14 protein-coding genes are annotated in these 17,373 nt (G+C 39.8%); 5 read left to right on the plus strand and 9 right to left on the minus strand.

Going from position 1 to position 17,373, the window contains the following annotated elements; genetic code table 11:
- Positions 1 to 26: 26 nt before the first annotated feature.
- Together PSF28_RS00460 and PSF28_RS00465 are read right to left on the minus strand one after the other, a co-directional pair.
- Entirely contained in the window at positions 27 to 407 is a 381-nt protein-coding gene (locus PSF28_RS00460; RefSeq protein WP_210838958.1) for a hypothetical protein, read from the minus strand.
- Positions 408 to 589: 182 nt separating this feature from the next.
- Positions 590 to 2,173, minus strand: a complete 1,584-nt coding sequence (locus tag PSF28_RS00465) for a TerC family protein (RefSeq protein WP_210838956.1) — start codon at positions 2,171 to 2,173, stop codon at positions 590 to 592.
- 242 nt (positions 2,174 to 2,415) lie between these two features.
- Between PSF28_RS00465 and gndA the strand changes: the two genes are divergently transcribed.
- The gene (gene gndA / locus PSF28_RS00470) at positions 2,416 to 3,822 is read left to right on the plus strand and encodes an NADP-dependent phosphogluconate dehydrogenase (protein ID WP_210838953.1); all 1,407 of its coding nucleotides are present in this window, start codon (positions 2,416 to 2,418) and stop codon (positions 3,820 to 3,822) included.
- Positions 3,823 to 3,958: 136 nt separating this feature from the next.
- A complete protein-coding gene (locus tag PSF28_RS00475; RefSeq protein ID WP_272684447.1) occupies positions 3,959 to 5,137 on the plus strand; it encodes a multidrug effflux MFS transporter in 1,179 nt (392 codons plus the stop codon).
- A gap of 88 nt (positions 5,138 to 5,225) precedes the next feature.
- On the opposite strand, the gene PSF28_RS00480 is transcribed toward PSF28_RS00475, so the two are convergent.
- Positions 5,226 to 8,477 (minus strand): M66 family metalloprotease, encoded by a 3,252-nt coding sequence (locus tag PSF28_RS00480; protein ID WP_272684448.1) that lies wholly within the window; start codon positions 8,475 to 8,477, stop codon positions 5,226 to 5,228.
- A 338-nt stretch (positions 8,478 to 8,815) separates the two neighbouring features.
- Between PSF28_RS00480 and PSF28_RS00485 the strand changes: the two genes are divergently transcribed.
- On the plus strand, positions 8,816 to 9,457 hold the full coding sequence (locus tag PSF28_RS00485; protein WP_210838844.1) for a CatB-related O-acetyltransferase: 642 nt from the start codon (positions 8,816 to 8,818) through the stop codon (positions 9,455 to 9,457).
- A gap of 54 nt (positions 9,458 to 9,511) precedes the next feature.
- Here the strand turns inward: PSF28_RS00485 and PSF28_RS00490 are convergent, their stop codons facing one another.
- Complete coding sequence (locus tag PSF28_RS00490) at positions 9,512 to 9,988, minus strand: YbaK/prolyl-tRNA synthetase associated domain-containing protein (protein WP_109911324.1); 477 nt, start codon at positions 9,986 to 9,988, stop codon at positions 9,512 to 9,514.
- A 462-nt stretch (positions 9,989 to 10,450) separates the two neighbouring features.
- On the opposite strand from PSF28_RS00490, the gene PSF28_RS00495 reads away from it, so the two are divergent.
- Both PSF28_RS00495 and PSF28_RS00500 read left to right on the plus strand, forming a co-directional pair.
- Positions 10,451 to 12,517: a TonB-dependent receptor gene (locus PSF28_RS00495; protein WP_442958794.1), complete on the plus strand. Its 2,067-nt coding sequence runs from the start codon at positions 10,451 to 10,453 to the stop codon at positions 12,515 to 12,517.
- A gap of 58 nt (positions 12,518 to 12,575) precedes the next feature.
- Positions 12,576 to 13,562 carry an ABC transporter substrate-binding protein gene (locus PSF28_RS00500; RefSeq protein WP_210838848.1) on the plus strand — a complete coding sequence of 329 codons (987 nt, stop codon included), beginning with the start codon at positions 12,576 to 12,578 and terminating at the stop codon, positions 13,560 to 13,562.
- Between the two features lie 33 nt (positions 13,563 to 13,595).
- On the opposite strand, the gene hisIE is transcribed toward PSF28_RS00500, so the two are convergent.
- The 5 genes from hisIE to hisB are packed head-to-tail and all read right to left on the minus strand — an operon-like array spanning position 13,596 to position 17,362.
- Entirely contained in the window at positions 13,596 to 14,207 is a 612-nt protein-coding gene (hisIE, locus tag PSF28_RS00505; protein ID WP_004909325.1) for a bifunctional phosphoribosyl-AMP cyclohydrolase/phosphoribosyl-ATP diphosphatase HisIE, read from the minus strand.
- Positions 14,201 to 14,977 carry an imidazole glycerol phosphate synthase subunit HisF gene (gene hisF / locus PSF28_RS00510; RefSeq protein ID WP_210838850.1) on the minus strand — a complete coding sequence of 259 codons (777 nt, stop codon included), beginning with the start codon at positions 14,975 to 14,977 and terminating at the stop codon, positions 14,201 to 14,203. Before hisF ends, hisIE begins: the two co-directional genes overlap by 7 nt.
- Complete coding sequence (gene hisA / locus PSF28_RS00515; protein WP_210838852.1) at positions 14,959 to 15,696, minus strand: 1-(5-phosphoribosyl)-5-[(5-phosphoribosylamino)methylideneamino]imidazole-4-carboxamide isomerase; 738 nt, start codon at positions 15,694 to 15,696, stop codon at positions 14,959 to 14,961. The genes hisF and hisA overlap by 19 nt, the downstream gene beginning before the upstream one ends.
- Positions 15,697 to 15,701: 5 nt before the next feature.
- On the minus strand, positions 15,702 to 16,295 hold the full coding sequence (gene hisH, locus PSF28_RS00520; protein WP_272684450.1) for an imidazole glycerol phosphate synthase subunit HisH: 594 nt from the start codon (positions 16,293 to 16,295) through the stop codon (positions 15,702 to 15,704).
- On the minus strand, positions 16,295 to 17,362 hold the full coding sequence (gene hisB / locus PSF28_RS00525; protein WP_210838856.1) for a bifunctional histidinol-phosphatase/imidazoleglycerol-phosphate dehydratase HisB: 1,068 nt from the start codon (positions 17,360 to 17,362) through the stop codon (positions 16,295 to 16,297). Before hisB ends, hisH begins: the two co-directional genes overlap by 1 nt.
- Positions 17,363 to 17,373: the final 11 nt, after the last annotated feature.

The following is a 17,373-nucleotide window of genomic DNA, read 5'->3' on the forward strand; positions in this document are numbered from 1 at the left end:
CGCCCTTAAATGGGTGTTTTCTCTTTTTATGAACTTATTTTATTTTTGTAATCAGAAAGATCATTATTTAGTTGAATCATTTTATTCGATAAATTTTGAAAAAATGAAGAGTCATTCGGATTAAATTGCTCAGTGTTAATATCATGTATAGTTGTAATTAATTTGGTGATTTGGGTGCTCAATTTACTTATTTTATTGAAATTATTTGTTTTTTCTGGTGTTTTTTGTAATTTATCACTTTGATTAGTGATTAAATTATTACTGTTCTCTTTAATCAGTACAGGGCAACATTTAACGTTATTATTAATGCTTATTGCTGTAACTGCTATATTTTCTGATTTTTTTTTTGTACTTGTACTAGGCACTTGGATCGTACTGCTATTTGATTGGCTAGTTTTTATTTTCACAATGTGACCTTCGTTTAAATTAGTTGTATTTAATACGCTGAATTATTCAAGCTTTGAATGTATTTTTCTTTTAAAAAACGCCACTATTTTGCGCTTAATCGTCTAAAGGTTGATATCTATAGGTTTTAGGCAAAAAAATACCAGCCATATAGGCTGGTATTTAGTCAAAAAGCACGTGCTAATTAGTCATCTTCAAACTCATAGCCATCCCCCTCAGGGGCTGGTGGAGTGATTAACACTTTATTGACTCGGTGGCTGTTAACCTCAAGAGGTTGGAATATACAACCGTTAATTGTCACTTGTTCACCGACTTCAGGAACACGTTGCAGGTGCTCCATTAAAAGACCCGCAATCGTTTCATATTCACGTTTATCGTCTAATTCCATAGGGATAAACATGATCAAGTCTTCAAGTGGCATAAAACCGTTGGCAATCCAAGTGCCATCATCCAGTTTTTGAATATCGTGGCGTGAGTCGTTTTCTTCATCACCAACCGGCAAGTTACCTGCTATTGTTTCCATTACGTCGGTCAATGTCACGATACCTTCGATAGAACCAAATTCATCCACAACAAAGGCAAAGTGGGTATGCGCTTTACGGAATTGCTCTAACGCTTTTAGCAGCGATAACCCTTCAGGGAATATCAATGGCTGGGTAATCAATGCACGTAAGTTTAATGGCTGGCCTTTTAATTGCTGTTTAACCAAATCCATTACATGTACCACGCCAACGGGTTCATCACTGATAGTTTCATCAATGACCACTAAACGTGAGTGTGGGTTTTTCTCCATTAATTGCAGTAAATCTGAAGATGATTTATTAATGTCGAGGTAATCCACATCATGGCGTGATGTCATAATGCTTTCGACATTACGTTGCGCCATACCGAGCACTCGAGCAATCATCAAACGTTCTTGTGGATCAAAAACGGATTGATTATCAGCGATAAGATTAGAAGTATGTGGGTCTAATTCTCCACGTTCGTTATTACCGCTAAGAATGCGTAATACCGCTTCAGCTGTACGTTCACGTAGTGGGCGTGAGCCTTTAAGGAACTTACGGCGATTGAATTGGGCAAATTGGTTGAGGACTTCAATCATGATAGAGAAGCCAATTGCAGCGTATAAGTAACCTTTCGGTATGGCATAGCCAAACCCTTCGGCAACTAAGCTGAAACCAATCATCAATAAGAAGCTCAAACACAGTATGACAATGGTTGGGTGCTGGTTAACAAAGCTCGTTAACGGTTTACTTGCCCAAATCATTAATGCCATTGCAATGGTCACAGCTGCAATCATTACGCCGATATGGTCAACCATACCAACAGCGGTGATCACGGAGTCCAGTGAGAATACGGCATCAAGAACAATAATTTGTGCAACAACAGCCCAGAAATTCGATGTCTTTCTTTGGGTATTGGTGTGTTCGTCTTTCCCCTCCAACCGCTCGTTTAGCTCCATTGTGGCTTTAAACAAGAGGAATAAACCACCCACCAACATAATTAGGTCACGAGCGCTAAAGGCGTGATCAAAGAGCGTTAATATCGGTTTCGTGAGGGTAATGAGCCATGACAGGCTAAATAGAAGCACAACACGCATAATCAGGGCTAATAAAAGTCCAGTTACACGGGCTCTATCACGCAGCTTTGGCGGGAGCTTATCGGCCAGAATGGCGATGAAGACGAGGTTATCAATACCAAGAACGATTTCTAGAACGATAAGGGTAGCGAGGCCCGCCCAAATCGAAGGATCTGCGATCCATTCCATACAGTTTGTTTTACCTTCTGATATGACGGCTTATACCGACGAGTGAATAATGCGGTTTGTTGAACGAAATATCAATAAAAAATAACGTTAGTTGGGCAATTCTTGACAAAAATGGCCTTGTATACGTCATCGATTGCATCAATAACTACCATGCAACACAATCCTAGGTTAATATGTGATCCCGTTAACAGAATGTCAGCACGGTCGAGGCTGACTTGGTCCTAATCAGACAGGAGTTGTTCATGTCAAAGCAGCAGATTGGTGTTGTCGGAATGGCAGTCATGGGGCGTAACCTTGCGCTTAACATTGAAAGCCGTGGTTACTCAGTGTCTATCTTTAATCGTTCTAAAGATAAAACAGACGAAGTGATTGCCGAAAATCCAGGGAAAAAGCTAGTTCCCAACTATACAATTGAAGAGTTTGTTGACTCTCTGGAAAAACCTCGCCGCATCTTGTTGATGGTAAAAGCGGGTGAAGCAACGGACAAAACAATTGCCTCGCTGACTCCTCATCTGGACAAAGGAGATATCTTAATTGACGGTGGTAATACTTTATTTACTGATACTATCCGTCGTAATCGTGAATTATCTGAGCAAGGTTTTAATTTCATCGGTACTGGTGTTTCAGGTGGCGAAGAAGGCGCATTAAAAGGTCCTTCAATTATGCCTGGTGGTCAAAAAGAAGCTTACGAACTGGTTGCTCCAATTTTAAAAGAAATTGCAGCACAAGCAGAAGGCGAACCTTGTGTGACCTATATTGGTGCGGATGGTGCGGGCCACTATGTTAAAATGGTTCACAACGGTATTGAATACGGTGATATGCAATTAATCGCAGAAGCCTATTCATTATTAAAAGGTTCATTGAACCTGAGCAACGAAGAATTAGCAGGCATCTTTGCTGAATGGAACAAAGGTGAACTGAGTAGCTATTTAATTGAAATCACAGCAGATATCTTCAAGAAAAAAGATGAAGATGGTAAATATTTGGTTGACGTGATTCTTGATGAAGCGGCTAATAAAGGTACCGGTAAATGGACTAGCCAGAGTGCGCTGGATTTAGGTATCCCTCTGACGTTAATTACTGAGTCTGTATTTGCACGTTATATTTCTTTCTTAAAAGATCAGCGTGTTGCGGCGTCTAAAGTATTAACAGGTCCAACCCTCAAAGCGGTTGAAGGTGATAAAAAAGAGTTCATTGAAAAAGTTCGCCGTGCACTGTATTTAGGTAAAATTGTGTCTTATGCACAAGGCTTCCAACAGCTCAAAGCGGCATCAGAAGAATATAATTGGGATTTAAACTACGGTGAAATCGCAAAAATCTTCCGTGCAGGCTGTATTATTCGTGCGCAGTTCCTGCAAAAAATCACCGATGCGTATAACCAAGATGCAAAAATTGCCAACTTGCTGTTAGCGCCATACTTTAAACAAATTGCTGACGAATACCAGCAAGCACTGCGTGATGTGGTGTGCTATGGTGTACAAAATGGCATCCCGACACCAACATTCTCAGCCGCTATTTCTTATTATGATAGCTACCGTTCAGCCGTATTGCCTGCAAACTTAATCCAAGCGCAGCGCGACTACTTCGGTGCTCACACTTATAAGCGTACTGATAAAGACGGTGTTTTCCATACTGAGTGGATGGAATAATCCGTCATCATTGACTGTTGATGACATGAAAGGCGCTAAGTTTAGCGCCTTTTTTGACTTTTAAGCACCGTAAAATGTTTAATTTATAACAACGAGTATTTTCTAAATTACATTTTATCGAGTCTAGGCATGGTTTATGCGTAATTTTCTTATCTTATTACTTTTATTAGTATTACTTGGTCCATTAGGGATTGATTTATATTTACCAACAATACCTGATATTGCGAAGGATTTAGGTAGCAGTGAGTCGGTGATCCAGTCAACGATAGCATTGTTCATTCTTGTTCTGGGACTAGGGCAATTGATTTCGGGTCCATTAGTCGATAGATATGGACGAAAACCTGTCGCGATAGCGGGTATGCTGTTATATATCATCGGTGCAGGTGTTGCTATTGTAGCAACAACATCCACTGTATTTATTGCATCACGTTTATTGCAAGGTGTTGCGGTTTGTTGTACTTCGGTAGTGGCATTTAGTTGTGTACGTGACCGGATGAATGGTACGGAGGCAGCTCGCGCTTTTGGTTTTTTAAATGGGACATTAAATATTGTTCCAGCGTTAGCTCCACTACTTGGAGGTTTACTGGCAGAGGCATGGGGGTGGCGGGCACCGTTCTGGTTTCTTGCTTTGTATGCATTGGTCATATTAGTGCTAATTGTTGCTTTTTTACCGGAAACACGCCCAGTTAATTTACCTAAAGCAAAGATTATTCCGCTGAAAACCTATTGGCGAATTTTAGGAAATTATCAATTTATTATTTTTGCCTTAGTGAACGCAGGCACGATGGGTATGGCATTAACTTATGTGTCACTTGCACCAACTGTACTGATGGGGGATGCGCAGTTATCTCCGCTAGCGTTTTCTATTGTATTCGGTATTAATGGTTTTTGGATCATGTTTGCCAGTTATATTGCTAATAGCTTTATTCATAAAATAGGGCGACCAACCTGTTTATTAATAGGTAGTTTAATGATGGCAGTGGGTTGCTTAGGATTATTGCTAGGTTTTGTCGTATTGCCGATAGAAATACAAAGCCATTGGTTAGTCTATATGTTACCTGTTGCCTGTGCTTGTACAGGACTGGCCTTTATGATGGGAACGGCAACCAGTTATGCTTTAGAACCCTTTGGTAATGAAGCAGGTACCGCATCTGCCTTAGTGGGTTTTGTACAAATGGCTGGAGGGGCAACTCTTGGGCTTTGTGCAATCGGTTTGCCCATTGCCCCAAAATTATCCTTAGCAATAGTGATGTTAGTTGGTTGTCTGTTTGGGGTAATAGCAAGAAAAACGAGTTTATCGGTTGCTAGTCATTAAATGCCTAAGGCATGTTAAACAACTATTTTTATTGATACATCAAGATGTCACGGGTTGCAGGATATAACCCGTGACAAGATTGGGTTATTTATTCAACAATAGTGCCATTAATCGTAGTGAGAAACCGATTCTCTTTAATTTCAATCGGTCTTGAGTGAACCATTTTATTACGAATATACAGTTTAGTCTCAATTGGGATTAAATCGTGTTCAATATTAATATGGAATTTATTCATCATATCTTTGTTGGCTCGGAAGTTATTAAGCTGATATTGTTTTTTGTTCCCATCATTAAAAATCACCTCTAGGTAAGAGGAGTCAGTATTAACTCGCTGATCGTTTTGATAAACCATGCCATAAGAACCAAATAAAGGGGGATAAATATAACTATCAATGGTTCCTTCAGGATCATAGAAGCCCATTAAAGTGACAACCTCTACACCTTGCTTTGTGGCTTTTTTATGGATAGCAGACTCTGGTTCCGAAATTCGTTTCCAATTAACTCCATCTGAACGATAGCAAAATAAATCATTTTTCGTGATTGTCTCCACCTTATTATTGACATGTACTTTACTGTTGTATTGTGCATATGACTTTATTTTAATAGTACTATTTTTATTATGTTCGGATGCCACAGGGAGATTAATATTCGGCGCATAATAGCCATTTCCTTGGTAAAGATAGACTAAGTTACTTTTTTTCAACAGTTCATTTATACCATCAGTTGTAATATCAGAACCATTTTTTGGGGAAAACTTAATGAGACTGAAATTGGAAAGATCTAATTTAGCATCAACGCTTTTTTTAATATTTGGATCCCATTTTTTATATCCCGTCGATGATTTTGGGCAAAAAGTATATTTACTTTCCAATTTCTTTTGGATAGCAACAAGGGAGTTGGGTGTGTATGCGGTATAGGCATTGTATTTGGGATTGTAAGCTTCCCCACCACTCATTGCGTCATGGTTTAATGAACCATCTTGATAGGTATTTGGGATAAAATAGTTATTATCAGAATCCAGTAGCCATGTTGCATTTTTTTTATCAGCAGTTGCATGCGTTCCTCCTTCTTTGCCTCCATAGTAATCACTTAGACCAAAGTTATGGCCAAACTCATGACTAAGCTCATTACTATCTGTTCTATTTAACGTTGCTTTCCCACCACCGCCTGACCAGCCATGAATGACCCTCCCATTCTCATATACCCCAACAGAATTATAGGCGGTTATTTGGCTCGTAGGATTAAATGACTCAGCATCAGAAGCTGAACTGTTCACACCATAATTCGCTAGATTAATGCCATCGGCATAGAAACGTTTGGTTATCGACTCCCTCATATTACCACTATGGCCACCACCTTCACCCGTTGCTTTATCAGTGAAAACTTGCCCATCAGGCATCACCACTTTTGTAAGGTGGATTGGCTCATAGCGAGAAACAATGAAATTTTTGACGGGGATAGTTTGGTAATATTGCCGATTAAGTTCGGGCTTTTCTTGAAAAAGAAATGCATCCCTAGGAGGAGTAAGTAAACCAATATCCAATGTATTGACCAGTAATTCATTTGGGGCACCAATATCAATATCTGATAGTGTTCCTTTTTGGTCTTTCAAAACAAACTCTAGCTTTATACCTGGGTGAATATACTCTTCAGAAATTTTCACTGACCATGTATCTTCAATGTATTCTAAATTACTCGTTGAATCTTCATTTTTTGCGATAGAAGAATCATTATTAAGATAAATAGGGATCCATTTTTTATGAAAGTCATAAACAAAAAGTACACTTTCACCCGTTTTCATTTTTAGGCTATTTTTTCCATAATGAATGTAGCTATTATAATCGGCACTAGAGCTGAAAAGGATTTTTTTATTATGAAGGTCATTATCTGCCATAAGTGTAAAGTTACGTGCCCAATTTCCGTCACTTGTGGCTATTTTTATTGATTCATTGTTTTTTAATAATTCCAATAAGTGTTTTTTGTTTTTAGATGACTCATTAATTGACTTATTATTATCTAAAGTTAAATCATAACTTTCTGGTTGTGAATAGTCTAGCGGTGGGATATCTCTGGTTATAGGTATATTTTCCCAGTCCCCATTAGTATTACACTTGAATAAATATAAGTCTCCTTTTTTTAATTCAATACATTTATATTTAGTATGAATAAGAGTCGGCTCATCGGATGTTGAGGTAAATAGGATTTTTTTATGTACATGGCTAATATTACTTTTTAACATTAAACTATCAACAGTATCATTATCAACCTTGGTTATTTTTACTGTTGAATATTTATTTAAAATATCATTCATAAAACTGGCATCTGATTCACTAACATCGATATCTGGAAGATTTTCAATTTCGATATCAAAGAATGGAGGTAAATTAAATGCTGAAATATCAGGTGATTTCCAATATTCGATTAGATTGATATTCTCTTCAGTGAGCCAACGTCCATTGTTGTCACAAATGAACTGAATAGTGCGATTCTTTGGCAATGTTACCGTTTCATTTCCATAGCTAATATTAATATCTTTTTTATGAGTATTTTCTAAAATTATAGTTTTTCCTTTGTATCTCACATCATTATTTAGTATGAATGTTTTCTTCATATATTTATGATTGAAAGTTAAGTGTATTATCTTATTTTTTAAAATTAAATCATGTAAAGCTTTTTGGTTTAAAGTTATATCATTTAAGTAATTTTCATTTTCAATGGAAATATCAAACCTTTTAGTTGATTTGAAATGGTGAGGCAATAAATTTGTCTCTGTGGTGCTGTTGTTTGCAATCTTAGGTAATTTGGTGGGAGGGCGTAAGTTTTCACTAGTTATCAATTTATTATTTTTATCATAAATTGTTAATCTAATATTTTCATTTTGTTGAATTGATGATTGAGGTTTAAACATAACTAACGTTTTTCGACCAGATATCAATTTAGGTTGTATATCTCCTTCAATTCGATTCACAGCAGGAATGATTGAGTTTTGAGCGAAATAAACGCTTCCCTTTAATTCACCACTCGTGTCACTGATTTCTTTATGTGTTAAAGGGTTAATAAACTTATTTTTATTAAAGTAAATAGCCTTATCCGGTTTTATTCCACTACTGCTTTTTTCGTCATTTCTATCTAAGTGAATAAATGGATTGCTTGTTTTATCCTCATGGAGAATTACTTCCACTATTAGTTCATTATTTTCATTATTTTCATTATTTTCATTATTTAATGCGTGAAATATTTCATAAATGTTATTGGCTAAGCTTGTTGAATAAGGAGAAGCTAATGAGTTATAAGTGGGTTGCTTAATAATGTTTTGAATTATTGGGTTTTTTTCTATCATTTTGTATCTTTCTTCTATTTAACAGTATGCTGAAATTATTTTTATTTAATTTATAATAAAATATATTAATTGTGTGATTTTTTATTTGAAAGTTAGTCTTAAATACTATTTCTTTTGTTCATTTTTTATTAATTGATAATTAATTATATGGAAATTATTTTCTATGATATTATTTGCACAAGTAATTTAAATAATAACAGGTTTGTTAGGATGAATAACATGTTGAATCCATTACTAAAACAACCTCGAGTGGCTAAAGGTGATGTATTTTGAACGCGAATGCATCACCATAGAATGCGTTCTATGGTAAATATAAACGAATTAAAAGGTTTAGTACCATGAATCAAAAGCATTGGTCAAAATACGAACTACTTCATGAGGTCGTACAAAACCCCAATATCCATATCAAAGGTAGGCATAGTTATTACAGCGACTGTTGGGATAACGGGTTTGAGCAGTCAGTTGTGCGTTATCTACAAGGTGATGAACAAAGCCGAGACTGGCAGCTAGCATGGGATGTTGACCAACTTTATATCGGTGATTATGTCTGTATTGGTAGCGAAGCTGTGATATTAATGGGAGGGAACCATACTCACCGAATGGATTGGTTTTGCTTATATCCTTTTCTTGAATATATTGAAGAGGCATATATAGGTAAAGGTGATACCTTGATTGGTGATGGGGCATGGATTGGCATGCGTGCCTTTATCATGCCCGGAGTTAAAATTGGTGAGGGGGCGGTCATCGCGGCCAATAGTGTGGTCGTTAAAGATGTCGAGCCTTATTCTATTGTTGGGGGGAACCCTGCAAAGCCGATTAACTATCGCTTTTCACACGACGTCATTACTGAACTATTAGCATTGAAAATCTATGATTGGCCGGAGGAAAAATTTACCGCATTAAAGCGGTTTATTTGTGGTTCCGATTTTGTGGCATTAAAAAATGCCAGCCAGAAATATGACCAGCGATTGATTAGCTAGCTTTTCTTATTAAGGTTAAGGGGGATTCTGTGGAATCTCCCTTTTTACATATAACTAATTTTCTTCTGTGCGAATAAATTCAACTAAACTAGGCGCTGCTATTCTTTGATAATCTTCTGTATTTAAAATAATAGAGCGTTCTAATGTACCAGCATTAAAGGCGAGTTCCTCAAAACGTTCAAAAAGTAGCGGGTCAGCAATTAATTTTAAATTGGGATGAAAGCTAAAGGGGGGAATAGCCCCAAATACGCATTGAGTGAGCTCATCGACTTCTTTGGGGCTTGCTAAAGATGCACGAGTCCCGCCAATTGCTGTGGCAATTTTACTCAAATCAGCTTGTTTATCGGCAGGTAAAATTGCCAGTACGTGTTGGCGGATACCATTTCCTTTGACATGGCATACTAATCCTTTTGCCCCTTGCCCAAGTTGCGTGCCACGTATTTTTGCCACTTCTTCTGATTTCCCCGCAGTGGAATGTTCCATCACACGATATTTGGCATTATTTTTATCAAGTAATTGTGTGAGTTGCATAAAAATAGAATTTTCAGACACTGTTTTTTCCCTTTAAAACCACATCAATAACAGGGAATGATAACAAGTTCATCAAGAGATACAACCGAGAAATAGTGCTAGCTAAAAATCGTAATTGTGGAAAATATTATAAATTGCATATCAGATGCGGTTTTTAACTATATTGCTAATCTGTTTTGAGGTTTTATTGTTATATCCTCTGTAGGATTATTTATTCTAAATTAAATCAATAGGTTATTTTTATGATTTATTATGAAGAAGTGAGAATACATCTTGTTAAGAATTGAGTTTGATCATTTACGCTGTATTTTATTATCAGTAATATAAAACTTTATATAACGAAAAGATAATATGAATCGTAAATTTAACTTATATGTAATATTACCGCTGATTACAGGGATCGCACCGTCTATCGTTGCTGCACAAGTTTCGGAACAATTGGCTAAATTTAAGCAAGATAAAATGCTAGTCATCGCAGCACCAAGCGATGTGTCCAGAGAAGCTCAGGCTGGCACTGGTTTTTTTACTTCACAAATTGATCTTGGGCCATTAGGTACTCGTGAGTGGATTGATACGCCATATTCTACAACCACTATTCACCGTGAAATGATCAATAACCAGCAAGCCAAAAGTTTGAGTGAGTTATTGAAATATGCGCCAAGTACACAAATGCAAGCTCGCGGGGGAATGGATGTGGGTCGTCCACAAAGCCGTGGTATGCAAGGTGGTGTGGTAACAAATAGCCGTCTTGATGATTTGTATATGGTGTCAACGACCGCATTCCCTGTGGAAATGTTGGATAGAGTAGACATTATTAATAGCTTGACGGGCGCATTGTATGGCCCTGCAAGTCCTGCTGGACAATTTAATTTCACCACAAAACGCCCAGAAGATATTCAGCGTTTTTCTTTAGGTTACCAAAGCCGCAATGCCTATAGTGGCCATGCTGACTTAGGCGGTTATTTTGATACAGATAAACGCTTTGGTTATCGTCTTAATTTGCTGGATGAGGAAGGAACAGGCAACCTGAAAGACAGTACATTACGCCGTAAATTAGCTTCTGTAGCGCTAGATTGGAATATTCAGCCAGGTACGCAACTTCAATTTAATGCGAGTCATTACAATTTTGTGCAAAAAGGTTATGTGGGTAGTTTTAGCTATGGTTCTGATATTAAATTACCGAAAGCCCCTAACCCACAAGATAAGAATTTAGCGTTACATACGGCGGGTAATGACTTAACTACGGATACTGTTAGCACTCGATTACTTCATGATTTTAATGAGGATTGGACGCTAAAAGCTGCAGTCGGTTACCAGCAAGCAGATAGAGCGATGCGTACAGTAACCAGTGCCATTCAAGATAACAATGGGAATATTAGTCGCTCATTAAGCGATTCTCCTGCTTCGGGGCGTTTTCGTGTGTTGAGTAACTCAGTAGTACTAAATGGCCACGTGGACACAGGCTCTATCGGTCATGACTTATCATTAGCGACAAACGGTTATGTTTGGTCGATTTACAGTGCCAAAGATAAGAGTGTGAGACGTGATTTAGGGCAAACCAATATGTATCACCCATCGCCGATGGAAGAGCCATCGGACGGTAAAATTCATACGGGAGGTTCACGTTATAAGTCTGCTGAAAATAGCCAACAAAGTATCACTATCGGCGATACCATCACCTTTGACCCACAATGGTCAGCCATGTTTTACCTTAGTCAAAGCTGGATAGAAAGCCGTAGCTTTGATAAACAAAACCACAAAACTAGCCAAGCCAATGACCATGGCCTTAGCCCTCAAGGCGCGTTGATGTATAAAATTACCCCAAATGTGATGACGTATGTGAGCTATGCAGATTCGTTGGAAGAGGGGGATACCGCGCCGATGAATCAAAATCTGAAAAATGAAGGACAAACCTTAGCCCCTTATCGTAGCAAACAATATGAATTGGGCATTAAAGCCGATTTGGCAGATTTAAACCTGGGTGCTGCCGTATTTCACTTGGAGCGTCCATTTGCCTATGCGGGGGACGATAACGTGTTTCGCAAACAAGGTGAACAAGTGAACCGAGGGCTAGAACTCACGGCCACAGGCCATGTATGGCAAGGGTTGAATGTGTATAGCGGTGTTACCTTCTTAGACCCAAAACTCAAAGACACTAAGTTAGCCACTACGCGGAATAAGCGTGTCGTTGGTGTACCGAAAGTTCAAGCCAATATGCTAGTGGAATATAGTTTGCCGTCGATGCCAGAACTGGTGTACAGCGCTAATGTGCATTATACGGGGAAACGAGCCGCCAATGACACCAATACCAGTTGGGCGGGAAGCTACACGACATTAGATTTAGGCACGCGTTATAGCACGAAAATCAATCAAGTCCCAACGACGGTCAGGCTATCCGTCAATAACGTAACCGATGAGCATTATTGGGCTTCTATCTTCCCATCAGGGATTAATGGGGAAGGAAAAGGGGGCAGCGCTTTCTTAGGATCAGGTCGAGAAGTGCGCGCGACGGTGACGTTTGATTTCTAATGGGTTAAATAAAAATCAGGAGCGCTCTTCTTTTCTTTGGACAGGAAGAGTGACAAATATGAGAAAAACAACGTTTTTACAAACGGTTATTTTGCTGGCAGGGCTACTCATCCACAGCCTGTCTTACGGTAAGACGGATAACCCAGAACTGCGAATTGCGACGCCGTGGCCAGCACAAAATACCATCATTATGATGTTAGGATATGGTGAGCAAATCGTTGGCACATCGATGATCGCGAAAAAAATTCCATTGTTTCGCCAAATGTTACCCAACATTGATAATGTTCCAGTGATCAGTATTAGCAATCAACTAAACCCAGAGCAAATTATTTCATTGCGAGCTCAATTGTTATTTATTGCAAAGGGGATGGAAGTACCGCAGCGCGATTTACTCGAAAGTGCTGGAGTTAAAGTTGTTGAATATCCTGCCAATTCATTAAAAGCTTTACAAGCAAGGGTGCAAGCAACAGCGAAAGAGTTAGGCCCTGATGCAGAACAAAAAGCCCTTGAATACCAACGTTATTTTGACCGCAATGTCGCATTAGTTAGTGAGCGTTTAGTGGGGCTGACTGATGCAGAAAAACGGTCGGTATACCACAGTATGGGAAATGCGTTATTTACCTCTGGGCGTCCGTCATTAAACCAAGACTGGATGGATTTAGCGGGGGCAAAAAATGTGGCTGAAACGTGGTTTTCGGATAAAAAAAATAATTCAGGTGAGGTCTTGTTGGAAAGCATTATTACTGCGAGCCCTGATGTGATTGTTGCGATGAATAAAGAAGATGCCAATATCATACGCACGTCTCCTCAATGGAAAGCAATTAGCGCGGTAAAAAACCAGCAGGTATATGTGAACCCAAAGGGGATGTTTTGGTGGTGCCGAGAAACGTCAGAGGAGGCATTGCAGTTTCTGTGGCTAGCACAAACACTGTACCCAGAGCGCTTTGCAGATATCGATATGAAGCAAGAAACGGCGGACTTCTATCTGAAATTTTTTGCTATTTCACTCAGTGATGAGCAAATAGATAAAATCTTGCACCCATAAAATAGGCTGCCAGTGAGACTGGCAGCGGATTAACTATTGATGGCGTTCTTTTAACCGTTTGATTATCGTGCTTAAATCCAGCTCTTGGTCTTGTAGTAAGACTAATAAGTGGTACATCAAATCAGCGGCTTCATTAGTCAATTCTGCGCGGTCATTCACGGTGGCTGCCAATGCAGTTTCAACACCTTCTTCACCGACTTTTTGTGCAATGCGTTTAGTCCCGCTAGCATATAAACGCGCGGTATAGGAGCTTTCTGGCGACGCAGTTTTGCGTTCTTTGAGTAACGTTTCTAACTCAAATAAAAACCCCCAATCGCTTTGTGCTGGTGCGAAGCAGCTTTGTGTGCCGTTATGGCAAGTTGGGCCATCCGGCAGTGCGAGAGCTAACAGCGTATCACTGTCACAATCTGGGTAGATATCCACTAAATTTAAAAAGTTATTCGAGGTTTCGCCTTTCGTCCACAAACGTTGTTTTGTGCGAGAGAAAAAGGTGACTTTACGGCTATCTAAAGTGACTTGTAATGCTTCTGGGTTCATATACCCAAGCATTAGCACATCACCTGAAACGGCGTGTTGTACGATCACAGGCATTAAATTATCGACTTTTTGCCATGCCAGTTGGCTAGATTGTTCTGTGGTTAACATACTCTAATTTGAACTCCATTTTCGGCTAGGTATTGTTTTAAGTCACCGATATTAATAATTTGTTTATGGAATACAGAAGCGGCTAAAGCGCCATCAACGCCTGCGTCAGTGAAAGCATCAAGGAAATGCACTTTTTCGCCAGCGCCACCCGAGGCAATTAATGGCACTTGGCAAACTTCACGAACTTTCTTCAGTTGTACCAGATCATACCCTTGGCGTACACCATCTTGGTTCATCATATTTAATACGATTTCACCTGCGCCGCGTTGTTGCACTTCTTTCACCCAATCGAGGGTTTTCCAGCGCGTCTGCGCTGTGCGCTTTTCATCGCCGGTAAATTGGTAAACGAGATATTCACCCGTACTTTCATCGAACCAAGTATCAATACCCACAACGATGCATTGTACGCCAAAACGTTCTGCTAAGCGGCTGATCAGGGTTGGGTCTGACAGTGCAGGGGAGTTGATCGAGATTTTGTCTGCACCAAAAGATAAAATTTGCGAGGCATCTTCAACGCTTTTGATACCACCTGCAACACAAAAAGGAATATCAATCACTTCAGCGACTTTGGCAACCCAGCTTTTATCTACTACTCGACCATCAGAAGAGGCGGTAATATCATAAAATACCAGTTCATCTGCACCTTCTTGGGCATAGCGCTGTGCCAATGGAACAATATCACCGATAATTTCGTGATTACGAAATTGGACACCTTTAACCACTTGCCCATCACGGACGTCTAAGCAAGGAATTATGCGTTTTGCCAACATTTGATTGCCTCCGTAACGGTGAATTTACCTTCTAATAATGCACGACCCACAATCACGCCAGCCGCACCAGATGGCGGGATAGCCGCAATATCATCTAAATCGCCAATTCCCCCTGATGCCTGAAAGGCAATATCAGGGAATTTTTGGCTAATTTCTTGGTATAAATTCACATTAGAACCCGCCAATGTTCCATCTTTGGAAATATCAGTACAAAGGACATGTTTTAAGCCATAAGGGCGATATATTTCAATGGCTTGTTCTAAGGTTAAATTTGAATTTTCTTGCCAGCCGCTAATGGCGATTTCTTTTACGCCTTTGTCATTAATGCGTACATCTAACGCAAGTACAATGGCTTCCCCACCATAGGTTTCAAACCATGTTTTAACCAGTTCAGGTTTAGTCACCGCAGTTGAGCCAATGACGACTCGAGTTGCTCCGGCTTCCAATAAGGCTCTAACATCTTCTTCGGTACGAATACCACCACCCACTTGTACTGGAACATTCACGCCAGCTAATAATTTTTTGAGTAGTGGAATTTGGCGTTTTTGTGGGTCTTTCGCACCTGTTAAATCCACGAGGTGCAATAATGTTGCCCCTTCTTTTTCATATTGCTGCAAACGTGGGAGCGGGTCATTGCCATAATCAGTTTGCTTGGCGTAATCCCCTTGGTGCAATCGCACTACGGTGCCATCGATTAAATCTAATGCGGGAATGATCATGGTAATTACATCTCCAAAAAATTTTGAATCAAGCGTGAACCTGCGGTGCCAGAACGTTCTGGGTGAAATTGGACACCGTAGAAGTTATCGCGATTCACCGCGCTGCTAAACGGGTTGCCATATTGCGTTTGTGCAATGGTATTGCTGGAAATTGGCATTGAATAACTGTGTACAAAATAGAAATAGGCATTATCAGGGATGTCCCTAAACAGAGGGTTTCCTGCTAGGGCTTTGACTTGGTTCCAGCCGCTATGCGGAACTGGAAGCCCATTGGCATCCATTTTTTGCACAGGGCTATCAATTAACCCCAGTAGTGGCACCGTTGATTGACCTTCTTCACTGAAAGAACCGAGTAATTGCATACCTAAACAGATGCCTAACACGGGTTGAGTCAGTGCTTTAATTAACGGCACTAATTCACGTTCAGTGAGCTTTTCCATGGCTGTGCTAGCCGTACCGACACCCGGTAAAAAGACTTTGTCGGCTTGAAAAATGGTATTGGTATCACGGCTCACCACCGGGTCATAGCCTAGGCGTTTTACCGCATAGGTCACGGAGGCTAAATTTGCACAACCAGTATCAAGGATGACAACGTTCATTACAGAACCCCTTTTGAGCTAGGTAACGTATCCCCTTCAACACGAATCGCTTGGCGCAGTGTACGGCCGAAAACTTTAAACAAGCTTTCGGCTTTGTGGTGATCGTTTTTCCCTTTGGTTTTCAGGTGTAATGTACAACCCATAGCATAGGAAAGTGAGCTAAAGAAGTGCTCAATCATTTCAGTGCTTAAGTCACCGACACGTTGATATTTGAATTCTGCTTTATATTCAAGGTGTGGGCGACCTGAAATATCCAGTGCACAGCGTGCTTGGCATTCGTCCATTGGCAGAACGAAACCAAAACGTGCGATACCGCGTTTATCACCAAGCGCGATTTTCAGTGCTTCCCCTAAAGCAAGGCCCGTGTCTTCGACAGTGTGGTGGTCATCAATAAATAAGTCGCCATTGACTTCAATGTTTAACCGGAAACCACCGTGAGTCGCGATTTGGTCTAACATGTGGTCAAAGAAGCCCACACCCGTGCTAATTTTGCTGCCACCTTCTTGGTCTAGCCACACTTCGACTTGGATATTGGTTTCTTTTGTCACGCGTTTGACTAGCGCATGGCGGTCGCGTTTGGTTAATTGTGTGGTGATAGCTTCCCAGTCTAGTTCTGTAGGGTTATAACGTAACCCTTTAATACCCATATTTTTAGCGAGTTGAATATCTGTTTCGCGATCACCAATCACATAGCTATTTTCGCTGTCTAGTACGTTGCTATCTAAATAGCGCTCAACCAACTGAAGTTTAGGTTTACGGCAAGCGCAGTTATCTTCAGGCTTATGTGGGCAAATTAACACGTCATCAAACTTAATACCTTGGGACTCAAATACTTGCATCATTAAATTATGCGGTGGTTCGAAATCTGCCGTAGGAAAGCTCTCTGTACCTAAGCCGTCTTGATTGGTTATCATTACTAAGCGGTAATTGGCTTTTTGCAGGGCAAGTAAACTAGGAATGACCGCTTTTTCAAAGGCGAGTTTACTTAAGCTATCAACTTGGAAGTCGGTTGGTGGCTCGGTAATTAATGTTCCATCACGGTCGATAAATAAAATTTTCTGGCTCATGAGTCATTCCT

Source organism: Providencia sp. PROV130 (assembly GCF_028482225.1).
Lineage (GTDB): Bacteria > Pseudomonadota > Gammaproteobacteria > Enterobacterales > Enterobacteriaceae > Providencia > Providencia rettgeri.